We start from the raw sequence: 14,632 nt of genomic DNA, 5'->3' as shown, positions 1-14,632 counted from the left end.
GGTGGAGCGGACAGTAACGAAAAACCCGGCCCGGGTCTCAGGCAGGGATTTTCAGCGCATCGTTCAGGAAGTCACGGTACCGGTCGGCCAGGTCGACGCGCGTCCGGGCCAGGACGAGATGAAGAAAGTCGATGGTGCTCTCCAATGTGAGCCAGTCGTTGTTCAGGACGACCGTGGTCAGTTGCTGCAGGACCTCGCCCTCGATGCCGAGCGCCGGCAGGTCGCTCTGCCGAAGCCGCGCGATAGCGATCCTGATGTTCGTCTCGAACATGAACTGGGCGCAGGCCTGCCGCCCTCCGGCGTCCGACAGAGGCGAATATCTGCCGAGGAAGAAGCAGGCCCCCTCGGCCGCGGTGAACAGCAGTTGCAGATGGCTCACGATCGGCGGCAAGCCCAGCGCCGCGTAGTGGGCGACCGAGTCGTTGCCGCCCATCTCGTGGGTCCCTTCCGCCGCATACAGTATCTGGCCCACCGCGGCGTTGCGCACGCTGCCGCCGCAGACCATCGCGTAGCTGAACCACCAGTCGTGAAAAGGCGCCTCGATCGGGCAGGCATTCAGGAAAGCGACCGTGCCTTCGAGGCTGCGCTTCCTGAAGACCGAATAGAACAACAGGTTGTAGCCCCCCCAGCAGTTGTGGTTCTCGACCAGCCGCTCGACGGGCGAGGCCTGGTCGAGCTGCGGCGCCGTCTGGGGCACCGTGAGGATGGAGCCGCCCTTGCTCACGATGTACGAGGTGTAGGCTGCGGAGACGCCGGGGTCCTGTTGCAGGATCTCGTGCGCGCGCACCATGTAGTCGTCCGAGATGTAGTCGTCGTCCGCATGGAACATCAGGATTCCGGAGGCCGATTTCCCGAACAGGTCCAGCAGGTTCATCTGCCCGGAGATGCGCTGCGGCCGGCAATGGATGTCGATCAGGCCGGGGCTCCATTCGGCCAGGCGCCAGAGGAATTCATGCTTCTGCGGGTTCTGGCTGTTGTCGCCGACGATCAGGCACATGCGCCCTTCGCTGGCGGCCACCAGGGCGGCCAGCCCGGCCAGCACGCGGCGGGCCTTCGCGTCGTTGCGGTAGGTGGGCACCAGGATGGTCAGCGCATCGGACATCATCCGCGGATCGTGCCACGTTTGGTGCCGGCCGAAGCACGCCCGCGATGCCCGTTAGAGTCGGCGTCCATGCAGACACAGCGCCTCACGCCCCTCACCGTTCTCCTGTTGACCGTGCCACCGCTGCTGTGGGCCAGCAATGCCGTCGTCGGCCGGCTGGTGCGCGAGCTGGTGTCGCCGCTGACGCTGAACTTCGTGCGTTGGGTGATCGCGTTCGTGCTGCTGCTGCCGTTCGCGGCCTCGGTGCTACGCAGCGACAGCGCGCTCTGGGCGCACTGGAAGCGCTATGCACTGCTCGGGCTGCTGGGCATCGGCCTGTACAACGCCTTCCAGTATCTGGCGCTGCAGACCTCCACACCGATCAACGTCACGCTGGTGGGCTCCAGCCTGCCGTTGTGGATGCTCGCGACGGGCACGCTGTTCTTCGGCGCGCGCGTGAGCGGGCGCGAAATCGCGGGTGCGTTGCTGTCGATGCTCGGCGTGCTGCTGGTGTTGAGCCGCGGCGAGTGGCGCCAGCTGCTCGGGCTGCGGCTGGTGCCGGGCGACCTGTACATGATCGCCGGCACCATCGCCTGGGCCTTCTACAGCTGGCTGCTGGCGCGCACGCACGAGCCGAAGCAGGTGCGCCAGGACTGGGCCGCCTTCCTGATGGCGCAGCTGGTGTTCGGCCTTGCGTGGTCGGGCGCGCTGGCTGCCGGCGAGTGGACGCTGACCGATGCCCACATCGACCTGGGCTGGCCGCTCGTCGCCGCGATGGTGTTCATCGGCATCGGCCCCGCGGTGGTGGCCTACCGCTGCTGGGGCACGGGCGTGCAGCGCGCGGGCCCACAGGCGGCGAGCGTCTTCATGAACCTCACGCCGCTGTTCGCCGCGCTGCTGTCGGCGGCGTTCCTGCGCGAGGCGCCGCACTGGTACCACGGGGTGGCGTTCGTGCTGATCGTGGGCGGGATCGTGGTGGCGTCGCGGCGCTAACGTGCCGGCGCAAACAGATGTGCCAGCTCAGGCTGGCCGGCCAACCACTGCGGCGCCTCGTCGCGTCCGACCAGTCGCCAGGAATAGCCTGGCCGGTCGTAAAGATCCTTGCCCGAGGCCAGCAGCGCCGGAATGTCGATGGCGGCCAGGAACTCCGGCGCGTTGTATTCCTGGTGCGCGAAGCCACGGATCTTGGCGCGCACCGCAGCCTCGTCCATCGCAAGGTACGAGAGATGCCAGCCGGCCTCCGCAAGGATCAGCGCGGGCTGCGCGCCGGTACGCACCCGCATGCGCAACTGGTCGGGCGTGAGCACATCGAGTTGCGCGCGCGTCGCTGCGACCGTCCAGACCGACGAAGCCTCCGGCCCCTCGACGTTGCGGTAGTTCGCGTAGAAATAATAGAAGGCCAGGCACAGCCCGAAGATAGCGTGCCGGCGGTCGTCGCGCATCGCGCGCACCACCGACGCGCGCGGAATCTCGTCGGCATCGGAGATCAGGATCAGGTCGTCGGGCGCGGCGTCGTGCAGGCCGCGCGCGATCTGGTTGCGCTGGAACTTCTCGCGAATCCAGAAACCGGACTTCGGCGTGTCGGAGAGCCAGTCGCCGACCACGGGCACCGCATCCGCCGCTTCATCGACGATCGGCATGTCGTGCACCGCGACGTAGCGGATGCGCGGCAGGAATGCGGCAATACGCGGGTCGGCGGCATCGAAGCGCAGCGCCTTGGGCTCGCCGCTGAAGGTGCGATCGGCTTCGACGATGACGAAGCAATCGACCACCTCCGACAGCTCATGCAGCCGCGCCGCGAGGATGTCGGCCTCGCCGTTGTAGGTGATGCAGTCGTAGACCTTGCGCGGCGCGGCATTCGACGCCACGGGCTCCGGCGCGAACTCGATGCGGTAGCCATTGCGCTCGAACATCTGCAGGATGTCGCGCTCGCCGTACCAGGCATCGAGCTGCGACGGCGGGATCAACGAACGCAGCGTGAGCGGCGAAAGACTCGCCAGTTGCCGCACCTTCGCGTGGTGCCCGAACAGCAGCAGCGCGTTGTAGCCGTGGTGCAGTTGCGGCCCCGCGTGCTCGATGGAAAAACTGCGTGCCAGCTCCAGCGGCGCGAAGCGCATGCCGACGGCTTCGAGCGCGGGACGCAACACGCCGCTGAGCTGCACGTCTTCGAGCAGCGCGTTGTGCTGCCAGTGCATCTGCAGCGGATCGCCCTCCACCGCATCGGGCGGCGGAATCTCGACGCGGATGTGCGGGTGATCGACCAGCGCGCGCATGAAGCGGCGGCTCCGCAGGCTGAAGCCGCCGTTCTGGATGGGCGTGACGACGTGGCCGGGCTTGTGCAGCTCATCGGCCCACTCGAAGCGGTTGCGCCAGTACGTGCCTTCGGGCGTATCGATCTTCGCGAGATGGATCGGCGCACCGATGTAGTCGAAGTCCAGGAACTCGTCGCGCCAGTTGTCCGCATTGACGACCCAGCCGTCTTCCTGCACCACCAGCGCGAACTCGGTCTGCACCACGCGCCAGAGCGCGAACATCATGAACCAGCCGTACTCGTGGTAGTTCAGCGGCGCGATGGCCACATGCTGGATGCCCGGTGCCAGGTGGGCGGGCGCCTGCGGGCTGCAAAGGAGCGCACGGGCGCCGGGCATCTGCGCCTGGCTGTGCTGCAGGGCCATCGCCGCGCCCCGCGCGTCGGGCAGCCCGGTGACCGACACCAGCGTTATTTTTTTGAAAGACCTGTTGTTGCTGTTGCTCACGATGCGCCTCCCCTCGCCCGTGAGCCGACTCAGTAGGTGCCGGGGTAGGCGCCGCCGTCCGCCAGCACGTTCTGCCCGGTCATGTAGCCGGCCTGCTGGCTGCAGAGAAAGGCGCAGATGGCGCCGAACTCGGCCGGCGTGCCGAAGCGCTTGGCGGGAATGTTCTTCTTGCGGGCTTCCCACACGGTGTCGAAGTCCTGGCCGGTCTTCTGCGCCGCGCCGGCCATCGTGCCCTTGAGGCGGTCGGTGTCGAAGGAGCCGGGCAGCAGGTTGTTGATGGTCACGCCCTGCGCCGCGATGGGGGTGCGCGCCACGCCGGCCACGAAGCCGGTGAGGCCGCTGCGCGCGCCGTTCGAAAGGCCCAGGATGTCGATGGGCGACTTCACCGAGCTGGAGGTGATGTTCACGATGCGGCCGAACCCGCGCTTGGCCATGCCGTCCACGGTGGCCTTGATGAGCTCGATGGGCGTGAGCATGTTCGCGTCGACCGCCTTGATCCACGCCTCGCGGTCCCAGTTGCGGAAGTCGCCGGGCGGCGGTCCGCCGGCGTTGGTGACGACGATGTCGAAGTCGTGGCCCAGCGCGAACACGGCCGCGCGGCCGGCCTCGGTGGTGATATCGGCCGCCACATGCTTGACGAAGGGGTTGCCCGATGCGCCTGCCGCTTCGGTCAGTTTCTTCGCAGCCGCTTCGAGCGCCTCGGCGCCGCGCGCCACGATCACCACGTTGACGCCTTCGCGCACCAGCGCCTCGGCGCAGCCGTAGCCCAGCCCCTTGCTCGCGCCGCACACCAGCGCGGTCTTCCCTGCAATGCCCAAATCCATGTTTGTTGCTCCTAACGTGCAGGGGCTTCGCGCCCCTTGCGTGTGAAAACGAAGATGCCCGCAATGACGAGCACCGTGCCGGCCGCGATCCACGCGGTGAACGGCTCATCGAGTATGACCACCCCCATGAGGATGGTCGACAGGGGTCCGATCATGCCGGTTTGCGCCGCCACCGCGGGGCCGATGCGCTCGATGGCCATCATGACCATCAGGACAGGCACCGCCGTGCACACCGTGGCGTTGAGCACCGAGAGCCAGATGACCTCGGGCGCGAGCTGCATCGCCACGCTGATCGGCCGCGTCAGCACGAACTGCAGGATGCACAGCACGCACGCCACCGTGGTGGCCAGGCCCACAAGCCTGAGCGAGCCGAGCCGCTTGACGAACTCGCCGCTGTAGACGAGGTAACCCGCATAGCTCACCGCGCTCAGGAACACGAGGAACGCGCCCCAGGCCGCGGCGCCGCCGCCCTTGCCGCCGCCGCCGGTCCAGAGCTCGTGGCCGAACACCAGCAGCACGCCGGCATAGCTCACGACCATGCCCAGCACCTGCGGGCGCGTGGCGCGCCGCCGGTACAGGAGCCAGCCGAACAGCAGCACCAGTGTCGGGTTGAGATAAAGGATCAGCCGCTCGAAGCTCGCCGAGATGTACGCGAGCCCCGCGAAGTCGAGAAAGCTCGCGAGGTAGTAGCCCGAGAAGCCCAGGCCGACGACGCCGAGCCAGTCGCGAAAGGTGAGCGCCGGCTTGCCGCGCCCCGCCCACCACGCCATCACCGCAAACAGCGGCAGCGCAAAGAGCATGCGCAGCATGATGAGCGTGATGGCATCGACGCCGTAGCGGTAGGCCAGCTTGACGATGATCGCCTTGCCGCTGAACGCGATGGCGCCCAGCGAGGCGAGGATGAGGCCGGGCGCAATGCTCCTTGCGCCGTCTGGGGAGGAATGGAGGATGCCGGTCTGTGCGGCGGTCTTGGTCATCCCCCGATCATCGCGCGCTCGTTAAAACCCTGCCGCCACGCCGTCGCGGCGCGGGTCGCTCGCGGCCACGTAGCCTTCGACCGACGGATCGCCCGCGCGCCAGATGAACTGGCCGGCGCCGAAGTCCTGGTAGGAGTCGTTGATCACATCCAGGTGGTGGCCCAGGTCGCGCAGGCCCTGCACGGTGTCGGGGTTCATCGCGGCCTCGACGTTGATTTCCAGGCCCGCGTTGAAGCGCCAGCGCGGCGCATCGCAGGCGGCCTGCGGGTTCTGCTTGTAGTCGAGCATGCGCACCAGCGTCTGCATGTGGCCCTGGGGCTGCATGTTGCCGCCCATCACGCCGAAGCTCATGACCGGCTGGCCGTCCTTGGTGAGGAAGGCCGGGATGATCGTGTGGAACGGCCGCTTGCCCGGCGCCACCACGTTGGGGCTCTCGGCCTTCAGGCTGAAGCCGTGGCCGCGGTTCTGGAGGCTGATGCCGAATTCGGGCTCCACGCAGCCCGAGCCGAAGCCCATGTAGTTGCTCTGGATGAAGCTCACCATCATGCCGCTCTCGTCCGCCGCGGTGAGGTAGATGGTGCCGCCCTTGACGGGGTTGCCGGCCTTGAAGTCCTGTGCCTTCTTCACGTCGATGAGGCGGGCGCGAGAGGCGAGGTAGGCGTCGTCGAGCATCTGCTCGGTGGTGACTTCCATCGTCTTGCGTTCCGACACGTAGCGGTACACATCGGCAAAGGCCAGCTTCATCGCTTCGATCTGCAGATGCTGCGATTGCACCGAGTCGACCGGCAGCGACGCGATGTCGAACTTCTCGAGGATGCCGAGCGCGATCAGCGCGGCAATGCCCTGCCCGTTCGGCGGAATCTCGTGCAGCGTGTGGCCGCGGTAGTCGCGCGAGATGGGCTTGACCCATTCGGGCTGGTAGGCCGCGAGGTCGGCCACGGTGAGCGAACCGCCCTGCTCCTTCGAGAACTTCGCGAGCGCCTCGGCGATCTCGCCGGTGTAGTAGGCCTCGCCCTTGGTGCGGGCGATGGCCTTGAGCGCGCGCGCCGCGGCCGTGAAGCGGAACAGCTCGCCCACTTCGGGCGCGCGGCCCCAGGGCAGGAAGGTCTGCGCAAAGCCGGGTTGCGAACCCAGCAGCGGCGTGGCCGCGGCCCACTTGCCCTGCACCACCGGCGGCACGAGGTAGCCGCGCTCGGCGATGTCGATGGCCGGCGCCAGCAGGTCGGCGAAGGGCAGCTTGCCGAAGCGTTCGCTCATCGCGACCCAGCCGCGCACCGCGCCCGGCACGGTGACCGAGTCGATGCCGCGCATCGGTGGCGTGGCGGCGTCGGCGCCGTACTTGGCCTTGAAGTATTCGGGCGTCCATGCCTTGGGTGCGGGGCCCGAGGCGTTCAGGCCGTGCAACTCCTTGCCGTCCCACAGGATGCAGAAGGCATCGCTGCCGAGGCCATTGCTCACCGGCTCGACCAACGTCATCACGGCCGCGGTGGCGATGGCCGCATCGACGGCATTGCCGCCCTGCTGCAGGATGCGCAGGCCCGCCTGCGAGGCGAGCGGGTGCGAGGTCGACACCACGTTGCGCGCGAAGATCGGGATGCGGGTCGAGAGATAGGGGTTGTTGAAGTCGAAGTTCATGTCGGCGATCTCGTTATTCGTTGGTGATCTTGCGGTCCACGACGATCTTTTTCCATTTGGCGGCGTCGATGGCCACCATCTTCGCGAACTGCTCGGGCGTGCCGGCCACGGCAGGCTCGATGCCCAGCCGCGCGAGCTTGTCCTTCACTTCTGAATCGGCAAGCGCTTCATTGGCCGCCTTGTTGACGCGCGCCACGATGTCGGCCGGCAGGTTCTTCGGACCGTAGAAGCCGAACCAGGTGTTCGACTCGTAGCCCGGCAGCGTGTCGGCAATCGGCGGCAGCTCGGGCGCAAGCGGCGAGCGCTTGAGCGTGGTGACGCCCAGGGCACGCAACCGGCCATCGCGCACATGGGGCATGCCGGTGGGGAGCGAATCGAACAGCACGTCGATCTTGCCGCTGATCAGGTCGGGAATGGCCAGCGCCGTGCCCTTGTAGGGAATGTGCGTCACGAACACACCGGCCTGCGCCTTGAAGAGTTCCGCCGTGAGCTGCACGATGGTGCCGTTGCCGCTCGATGCATAGTTGAGCTTGCCGGGGTTCTTCTTGGCGTAGTCGATCCACTCGCGCACCGTCTTGGCAGGCGAGGTGACCGGCACCAGCATGATGCTGGGCGCATCGCCCACATGGCCGATGGGCGTGAAGTCGCGCACCGTGTCGTAGGGCAGCTTCGGCATCACGGCCGGGCCGATCGAATGCGTGCTGGTGGTGGCCAGCAGCAGCGTGTAGCCGTCGGGCGGGGCCTTCGCCGCCTGGTCGGAGCCGATCGCACCGCCGGCGCCGGGCTTGTTGTCGATGATCAGCTGGGTGCCGAGCTTCTCGCCCATCTTCTGCCCGAGCGTGCGGGCGAAGAGGTCGGTGGCGCCGCCCGCGGGAAAGGGCACGATGAGCCGGATCGGCTTGTTCGGGTAGCCCTGCGCCAGGCTGGCAGACGAGGCGGCCATGCACAGCAGCGCAACGGCGGCCCCTTGAAGGAACTGGATTCTTTTCATGGTGCTTGGATTCTGGCCCGGAGGGGAAACCTCCCATGCTATGCAGCCGCCACGCATCAAGCCAGATAATTCCGCTTATTCAACTATGAGCGCTGCTTATGACAAAGAACGCCACGGAAGAGGTCTCGCTGCAGCAGCTGCGGGCGCTGGCGGCGGTGGCCGAATCGGGCAGCTTCACGCTCGCGGCCGAGAGCTTGCAGCTGACGCAGCCGGCCATCAGCCATCTGGTCAAGCGCATGGAGGAGCAGCTCGGGCAGCCGCTCATCGTGCGCGGCCGCCGCATCCAGCTCACGAGCGCGGGCCAGGTGATGGTCGAGACGGCCGTGCGGGCGCTGCGGCTGATCGATGAATCGGTCGGCGCCTGCCGCTCGCAGTCGCAGTTGCGCGAAGGGCGCGTGGTGCTGGCCGTGGGCCATCTCACGGCAGGCGCCCTGCTGCCGCCGATGCTCGGGCGCTTCTCGCAGAAGCACCCGACGCTCGCGACCACGCTGCTCGACAGCACGGCCGAGCAGATGATCTCGCGCATCCTTTCGCAGGAGGCTGATCTCGGCTTCGGCTCGGACATCGGGCAGAAGCACTCCGAACTCGCGACCGAGCCCCTGTTCACCGAGCGCATGGCCCTCTTCGTGCGCGACGACCATCCGCTCGCGCAGCGCGTGGTGGTCGATGCGAAGCACCTGGACGGGCTGCCCTTCATCCACGTCAACCCCGACGCCAACATCTGGCGCGCGGTGAGCCGCCAGCTGTCGAGCGTGGCGAACGTGTACCCGCAGGTGGTGCATCACGTGTCGATGCTGTCGACGGCCTTCGGTCTCATCCAGGCGGGCGCGGGCGTGGCGCTGCTGCCGCGCTATGTGGAGGTGCTGATGCCCGGCAACCTGCGCGCGGTGGCGGTGACGCGGCCCACGCTCGAATACCCGGTGGTCGCCGTGCGGCTGGCCAAGCATCCGCTCAGCCCGGCGGCCCTGGCCTTCCTGGCGATGGCGCGGCAGCACATGAAACCGCCGCGCACCGGCAAATAAAAACGGCGCCCGAAGGCGCCGTTAGTACAGAGCGAGAAGCAGTCGTCAGTCTTCGACGAAGGCTTCCTCGCGCTTGGATTTCACCGCAGGCAGCAGCACGATCACCAGCAGCAGCGCTGCGGCAGCCAGCAGGCTTGCGGAGATCGGACGCGTGACGAACACGCTCCAGTCGCCACGCGACAGCAGCAGCGAGCGGCGCAGGTTTTCTTCCATCATCGGCCCGAGGATGAAGCCCAGCAGCAACGGTGCAGGCTCGCAACCCAGCTTGAAGAAGGTGTAGCCCACCAGACCGAAGATGCCCACCATCCAGATGTCGAAGGTGTTGTTGTTGGTCGAGTACACGCCGATCGCACAGAACAGCACGATGGCGGGGAACAGGAACTTGTACGGCACCGACAGCAGCTTGATCCACATGCCGATCAGCGGCAGGTTCAGGATGATCAGCATCGCGTTGCCCAGCCACATCGAGGCGATCAGGCCCCAGAACAGCTCGGGGTTGCTGGTCATCACCTGCGGGCCCGGCTGGATGTTGTGGATGGTCATCGCGCCCACCATCAGCGCCATCACCGCGTTGGGCGGAATGCCCAGCGTCAGCAGCGGGATGAAGGAGGTTTGCGCACCGGCGTTGTTGGCCGACTCGGGAGCTGCCACGCCGCGGATGTTGCCCTTGCCGAAGGGCACTTCGCCCGGCTGCAGCTTGGTCTTCTTCTCGATCGTGTAGGCCGCGAAAGCCGCCAGCAGCGCACCGCCGCCGGGCAGGATGCCCAGTGCAGAACCGAGCGCGGTACCACGCAGCACGGCGGGGATCATGCGCTTGAAGTCTTCCTTGGTCGGGAACAGGCCCGAGACCTTGGCGGTGAACACTTCGCGTTCGTCGTCCGGACGCGAGAGGTTGGCAATGATTTCGCCGTAGCCGAACACGCCCATGGCGATGGCCACGAAGCCGATGCCGTCGGTGAGTTCGGGGATGTCGAAGCTGTAGCGTGCGACACCCGAGTTCACGTCGGTACCGACCAGGCCCAGCAAGAGGCCCAGCACGATCATCGCGATGGCCTTGAGCAGCGAGCCCGAAGCCAGCACCACGGCGCCGATCAGGCCCAGGATCATCAGCGAGAAGTACTCGGCCGGGCCGAACTTGAAGGCCAGTTCGGTCAGCGGCGGCGCGAAGGCAGCCAGGATCAGCGTGCCGACGCAACCCGCGAAGAACGAGCCGAGGCCCGCAGCCGCGAGCGCCGGACCCGCACGGCCCTTGCGCGCCATCTGGTAGCCGTCGATCACGGTCACCACCGAGGACGATTCGCCCGGCAGGTTCACAAGAATCGCGGTGGTCGAACCGCCGTATTGCGCGCCGTAATAGATACCGGCCAGCATGATCAGCGCCGACACGGGCGGCAGTGCATACGTGGCGGGCAGCAGCATCGCGATGGTCGCGACCGGGCCGATGCCCGGGAGCACGCCGATCAGCGTGCCCAGGATGCAGCCGACCAGGCAGTACAGCAGGTTCGTGAAGGTAAAGGCAACGCCAAAACCCAGGGAAAGGTTATTGATCAGGTCCATTTTTTTCTCAGCCCGTGATGAAGGTCGGCCAGACCTGGATCTGCAGCTTGAGTGCCCAGATGAATGCGACATAGCTGCCGACGGCCAGGACGGTGGCCAGGATCAGCACGGTGGGCAGCTTGAATTCCTGCCCCGCGAGGCTGGAGATGATCACGAGCGCGTAGATCGCGATGATCATGCCCATGGCCGGCACACCCAGGCTCGGCAGGCCGCCGAGCAGGATGCCGAACGCGAGGTTGGCGCCCAGGATGAACACCACCTGCTTCCAGGCCCATTTGCCGATCTTTTCGCCGTCGGTCGTTTCAACGGTAAGGCCGCTGAACATGATCCCGAGGCCGATCAGGGACATCAGGATGCCAAGCATCAACGGGAAGTAACCGGGACCCATGCGGGCGCCGCTGCCCACGCTGTAGGTGGTGGCGCCCCAGGCGAACCCCACACCCACGATGGTGAACATCAGTCCCGAGAAAAAGTCTTTCTGACTTTTGATTTTCACGAACAGTCTCCTCGAACAAGTTTCGATGCGGGATTGTCCAGTCAGCTTGCGGTCAGGCGGATGTGGATTTCACTAACCGAACGGTTAGGGTTAACCCAAATGGCAACACTTCACTCCAGGGGTGGCGTGGCGCTCAGCACCTCTTCGATGGTGGTCACGCCCTCGGCCACGCGCAACGCTCCGGCCAGCCGCAAAGGCCGCATGCCGTCGATCACGGCCTGGCGCCGAAGGCCCGTGAGGTTGGGCTCCTTGGTGACCTTGTCCTTGAAGGCCTCGGTCACGCTCAGCAGTTCGTAGAGGCCCATGCGGCCCATGTAGCCGGTCATGCGGCAGTCGACGCAACCCACCGGCTTGTAGGCACGCACCGAGCCGGTGATCTGCCAGGGCTTGACGATGGCCTCGAGGCTTTCGCGCGTGACCGTGTCGTCGGGCTGCTTGCAATGCGGGCACAGCGTGCGCACCAGGCGCTGCGCGAGCACGCCGAGCATCACGGCGGTGATGAGGTACGAGGGCACGCCCAGCTCCATCATCCGCGTGATGGCGCTCGGCGCGTCGTTGGTGTGCAGCGTGCTGAACACCAGGTGGCCGGTGAGCGCGGCCTGCACCGCCATCTCGGCGGTGGCGAGGTCGCGGATTTCGCCGACCATGATGATGTCCGGGTCCTGCCGCATCAGCGCGCGCAGGCCCTCGGTGAAACCGAAGTCCAGCTGCGGCTGCACCTGCGTCTGGTTGAACGAGGGCTCGATCATTTCGATCGGGTCTTCCACCGTGCTCACATTGACCTCTTCGGTCGCCACGCGCTTGAGCGTGGAGTACAGCGTGGTGGTCTTGCCCGAGCCCGTCGGGCCGGTCACCAGGATGATGCCGTTGGGCCGCGTCACCAGCTGTTCCCAACGCTGCGCATCGTGTTGGGCAAAGCCCAGCGCGTCGAGGTCTTTCACCGCGGTGTCGGGATCGAAGATCCGCATCACCATCTTCTCGCCGAAGGCAGTCGGCAAGGTCGAGAGGCGCATTTCGACTTCGTCGCCGCGCATGTTGCGGGTCTTGATGCGGCCGTCGAGCGGCCTGCGCTTCTCGACCACGTCCATGCGGCCCAGCAGCTTGATGCGCGCGACCATCGCGTTCATCACGCCCATCGGCATCTGGTAGGCAGGATGCAGGATGCCGTCGATGCGAAAGCGGATCACGCCCTGCTCGCGGCGCGGCTCCAGGTGGATGTCGCTCGCGCGCTGGTCGAAGGCGTACTGCCAGAGCCAGTCGACCACCTGCACCACGCTCTGGTCGTTGGCGTCGAGCTGCTTGTTGCTCTTGCCCAGCTCCACCAGCTGCTCGAAGCTCGCGCCGCCGGTGTTGCCGCCGGCCTTCTGCGCGGCGCGCACCGATTTCGCGAGCGCGAAGAACTCGGCCGTGTAGCGCTGGATGTCGGCCGGATTGGCCACCACGCGCCGCACGGTGCGCTTGGACTGACGCTCGACCTCGGAGATCCAGTCGGTGAGAAACGGCTCAGCCGTGGCCACCACCACCTCGTTGGGCAGCACCTGCACAGGCAGCACCTTGTGACGCTCGGCGTAGGCCGCGCTCATGGTGTCGGCGACCTTGCCCACGTCGACCTTGAGCGGATCGATGCGCAGGTAGGAAAGGCCCGCACGGCCAGCGAGCCATTGCGTGAGCGCCTCGAGGTCGAGCGGCTTGTTGTCGCTCTCGCGCGTCATCGCCACATTGGCCAGGCGAACCAGCGGTGCCTGGCGGCTCTCGGCCTGGGCGCAGCGTGCGATGGTGCGCTTGGCTTCGACGGGGGAAATCACGCCGTCGGTGGCCAGCCATTCGATCAGGCGGCGCAGGTCGAGCGGGCCTTCGTGGCGGGCGGCCAGGGGTGCGGGGGCGGAAACGGCGGGAACAGCGCTCATGAGCCGGCAGGTCGGGTGATGGAAGTATTCAGGGGCTTGAACACCCGCAGCCACTTCGGCGCGGGCAGACTCCAGCGAGTCTGGATCGTTTGCGCGCGCTCGGCAAGCACCTCGCGCTTCGGGCGGCTCGGCGTGCGCTGCGCCAGCACCACCGTGTTGCCTTCGCGCGTCGGCTTGAAGGCCCAGACGGTATCGGCGCCGAACGCGGCGGCGATCTTCTCCAGGCTGCGCTCGTAGCTCGACGAGCGGCCGAAGAGGTTGACCGTCATGCAGCCGTCTTCGGTGAGCAGCGCGCGGCAGTCGGCGTAGAAGTCTTCGCTGTCGAGCACCGGCGCCGCTGCTTCATGGTCGTACAGGTCGACCTGCAACGCATCGACCGTGCCCTGCCACTCGGGCTTGCGGATCTCCACCGCCGCATCGGCGATCACCACGCGCAGCTTCGGGTCGTCCGCCGGCAGCTTGAACCAGCCGCGGCAGGCCGACACCACCTGCGGGTTGAGCTCGACCGCCGTGGTGCGCATGCGCAGCGTCTTGCGGCAGAACTTGGTGAGCGTGGCCGCGCCAAGGCCCAGCTGCATCGCATGGCGACTGGCGACGGTCTTGCCGTCGATGAACAGCAGCCAGGCCATCATGCGCTGCACGTATTCGAGCTCGATCTCGAACGGTGCATCGAGCTTCATCGAGCCCTGGACCCATTCGGTGCCCAGGTGCAGATAGCGGATGTCGCCCCAGTCGGAGAAATTGACTTCGGGAAGAACGGGGGTGGTGCGCGTGGCCATCAGATGAGTTTGTGGGCGTCGAAGACCTCGCGCCAGGCCGCGAGCTTGCGCTCGAAGCTCCACGACGCATTGGCGGGGCTGGTGGAAGGCAGTTGGTAAACCGGCACGCCGAGGGTGCGCGTGTGGCGCGCATGCTTGAAGCTCTCGCCGCCGTTGTGCGCGATGGCGGCGAGCTTCGGCAGCTCGAGGCCGGCGATGTCGTTCACGACGGGTGCGCGAATCGCCGAATCGAGGCTGCCTTCGCGTTCGCACGCCGCATACACGTCCCACACGCCCAGGCCGCGCTCGAGCAGCCACGCCTTCTTCTTCGCGTAGCTGTCTGCGCCGGTCGGCAGCGGGTGGTCGGGCCAGACGGCTTGCAAGATCTTCCAGAACTGGTTTTGGGGATGCGCATAGTACTGCTGCTGTTCGAGCGACCGCACGCCCGGAAAGCTGCCGAGGATCAGCACGACGGTGGCGGGCGAGACGATGGGCGCGAGGCCTGTGAGCACCAGGGTGTCGGGGTCGGGTGCGGCGGATGGATTCATGGGGCTGCATCTTGGCACTGTCGCCGTCCACCGTCAGGGGCTGCGGCCTTTGCCCGTGCCGGGCGTCGAAGCGAGAGCCG

General features: G+C 66.8%; 13 protein-coding genes. 2 read left to right on the top strand and 11 right to left on the bottom strand.

Annotated elements, in window-relative coordinates:
* Positions 1–37: 37 nt before the first annotated feature.
* The gene (locus GNX71_RS06805; protein ID WP_206177616.1) at positions 38–1,105 is read right to left on the bottom strand and encodes a glycosyltransferase; all 1,068 of its coding nucleotides are present in this window, start codon (positions 1,103–1,105) and stop codon (positions 38–40) included.
* Between the two features lie 66 nt (positions 1,106–1,171).
* Between GNX71_RS06805 and GNX71_RS06800 the strand changes: the two genes are divergently transcribed.
* A complete protein-coding gene (locus GNX71_RS06800) occupies positions 1,172–2,074 on the top strand; it encodes a DMT family transporter (protein ID WP_206177615.1) in 903 nt (300 codons plus the stop codon).
* Here GNX71_RS06800 and GNX71_RS06795 read toward each other — a convergent pair.
* Genes GNX71_RS06795 through GNX71_RS06775 form a run of 5 tightly spaced genes read right to left on the bottom strand, consistent with a single transcriptional unit; the run spans position 2,071 to position 8,264 of the window.
* A complete protein-coding gene (locus tag GNX71_RS06795) occupies positions 2,071–3,837 on the bottom strand; it encodes a DUF5672 family protein (protein WP_206177614.1) in 1,767 nt (588 codons plus the stop codon). The two genes, GNX71_RS06800 and GNX71_RS06795, sit on opposite strands and share 4 nt — an antisense overlap.
* 29 nt (positions 3,838–3,866) lie before the next feature.
* Positions 3,867–4,661 (bottom strand): SDR family oxidoreductase, encoded by a 795-nt coding sequence (locus GNX71_RS06790; RefSeq protein ID WP_206177613.1) that lies wholly within the window; start codon positions 4,659–4,661, stop codon positions 3,867–3,869.
* Positions 4,662–4,672: 11 nt separating this feature from the next.
* Complete coding sequence (locus GNX71_RS06785; protein ID WP_206177612.1) at positions 4,673–5,638, bottom strand: DMT family transporter; 966 nt, start codon at positions 5,636–5,638, stop codon at positions 4,673–4,675.
* A gap of 21 nt (positions 5,639–5,659) precedes the next feature.
* Entirely contained in the window at positions 5,660–7,273 is a 1,614-nt protein-coding gene (locus tag GNX71_RS06780) for a gamma-glutamyltransferase family protein (protein WP_206177611.1), read from the bottom strand.
* Between the two features lie 13 nt (positions 7,274–7,286).
* Positions 7,287–8,264, bottom strand: a complete 978-nt coding sequence (locus GNX71_RS06775) for a tripartite tricarboxylate transporter substrate binding protein (RefSeq protein WP_206177610.1) — start codon at positions 8,262–8,264, stop codon at positions 7,287–7,289.
* 98 nt (positions 8,265–8,362) lie between these two features.
* Between GNX71_RS06775 and GNX71_RS06770 the strand changes: the two genes are divergently transcribed.
* Positions 8,363–9,286, top strand: coding sequence for a LysR family transcriptional regulator (locus GNX71_RS06770; RefSeq protein ID WP_206177609.1), 924 nt, complete (start codon positions 8,363–8,365; stop codon positions 9,284–9,286).
* A gap of 45 nt (positions 9,287–9,331) precedes the next feature.
* On the opposite strand, the gene GNX71_RS06765 is transcribed toward GNX71_RS06770, so the two are convergent.
* The 5 genes from GNX71_RS06765 to GNX71_RS06745 form a co-directional block, all read right to left on the bottom strand.
* Positions 9,332–10,843 (bottom strand): tripartite tricarboxylate transporter permease, encoded by a 1,512-nt coding sequence (locus GNX71_RS06765; RefSeq protein WP_206177608.1) that lies wholly within the window; start codon positions 10,841–10,843, stop codon positions 9,332–9,334.
* A 7-nt stretch (positions 10,844–10,850) separates the two neighbouring features.
* Positions 10,851–11,339, bottom strand: a complete 489-nt coding sequence (locus GNX71_RS06760; RefSeq protein WP_206177607.1) for a tripartite tricarboxylate transporter TctB family protein — start codon at positions 11,337–11,339, stop codon at positions 10,851–10,853.
* Between the two features lie 110 nt (positions 11,340–11,449).
* On the bottom strand, positions 11,450–13,246 hold the full coding sequence (locus tag GNX71_RS06755) for a GspE/PulE family protein (RefSeq protein WP_206177606.1): 1,797 nt from the start codon (positions 13,244–13,246) through the stop codon (positions 11,450–11,452).
* Positions 13,243–14,025, bottom strand: coding sequence for a spermidine synthase (locus tag GNX71_RS06750; RefSeq protein WP_206177605.1), 783 nt, complete (start codon positions 14,023–14,025; stop codon positions 13,243–13,245). Before GNX71_RS06750 ends, GNX71_RS06755 begins: the two co-directional genes overlap by 4 nt.
* Complete coding sequence (locus GNX71_RS06745; protein WP_206177604.1) at positions 14,025–14,552, bottom strand: DNA-deoxyinosine glycosylase; 528 nt, start codon at positions 14,550–14,552, stop codon at positions 14,025–14,027. The genes GNX71_RS06750 and GNX71_RS06745 overlap by 1 nt, the downstream gene beginning before the upstream one ends.
* Between the last annotated feature and the right edge of the window lie 80 nt (positions 14,553–14,632).

It is taken from the genome of Variovorax sp. RKNM96 (assembly GCF_017161115.1).
Lineage (GTDB): Bacteria > Pseudomonadota > Gammaproteobacteria > Burkholderiales > Burkholderiaceae_C > Variovorax.
The sequence above is the reverse complement of the archived record's forward strand: the minus strand, read 5'-3'. Positions and strand labels throughout refer to the sequence as shown.

Coding starts and splice junctions, on each gene's coding strand:
- GNX71_RS06805 (WP_206177616.1), bottom strand. CDS start 1,105: ATGATGTCCGATGCGCTGACCATCCTGGTGCCCACCTACCGCAACGAC.
- GNX71_RS06800 (WP_206177615.1), top strand. CDS start 1,172: ATGCAGACACAGCGCCTCACGCCCCTCACCGTTCTCCTGTTGACCGTG.
- GNX71_RS06790 (WP_206177613.1), bottom strand. CDS start 4,661: ATGGATTTGGGCATTGCAGGGAAGACCGCGCTGGTGTGCGGCGCGAGC.
- GNX71_RS06785 (WP_206177612.1), bottom strand. CDS start 5,638: ATGACCAAGACCGCCGCACAGACCGGCATCCTCCATTCCTCCCCAGAC.
- GNX71_RS06780 (WP_206177611.1), bottom strand. CDS start 7,273: ATGAACTTCGACTTCAACAACCCCTATCTCTCGACCCGCATCCCGATC.
- GNX71_RS06775 (WP_206177610.1), bottom strand. CDS start 8,264: ATGAAAAGAATCCAGTTCCTTCAAGGGGCCGCCGTTGCGCTGCTGTGC.
- GNX71_RS06770 (WP_206177609.1), top strand. CDS start 8,363: ATGACAAAGAACGCCACGGAAGAGGTCTCGCTGCAGCAGCTGCGGGCG.
- GNX71_RS06765 (WP_206177608.1), bottom strand. CDS start 10,843: ATGGACCTGATCAATAACCTTTCCCTGGGTTTTGGCGTTGCCTTTACC.
- GNX71_RS06755 (WP_206177606.1), bottom strand. CDS start 13,246: ATGAGCGCTGTTCCCGCCGTTTCCGCCCCCGCACCCCTGGCCGCCCGC.
- GNX71_RS06750 (WP_206177605.1), bottom strand. CDS start 14,025: ATGGCCACGCGCACCACCCCCGTTCTTCCCGAAGTCAATTTCTCCGAC.
- GNX71_RS06745 (WP_206177604.1), bottom strand. CDS start 14,552: ATGAATCCATCCGCCGCACCCGACCCCGACACCCTGGTGCTCACAGGC.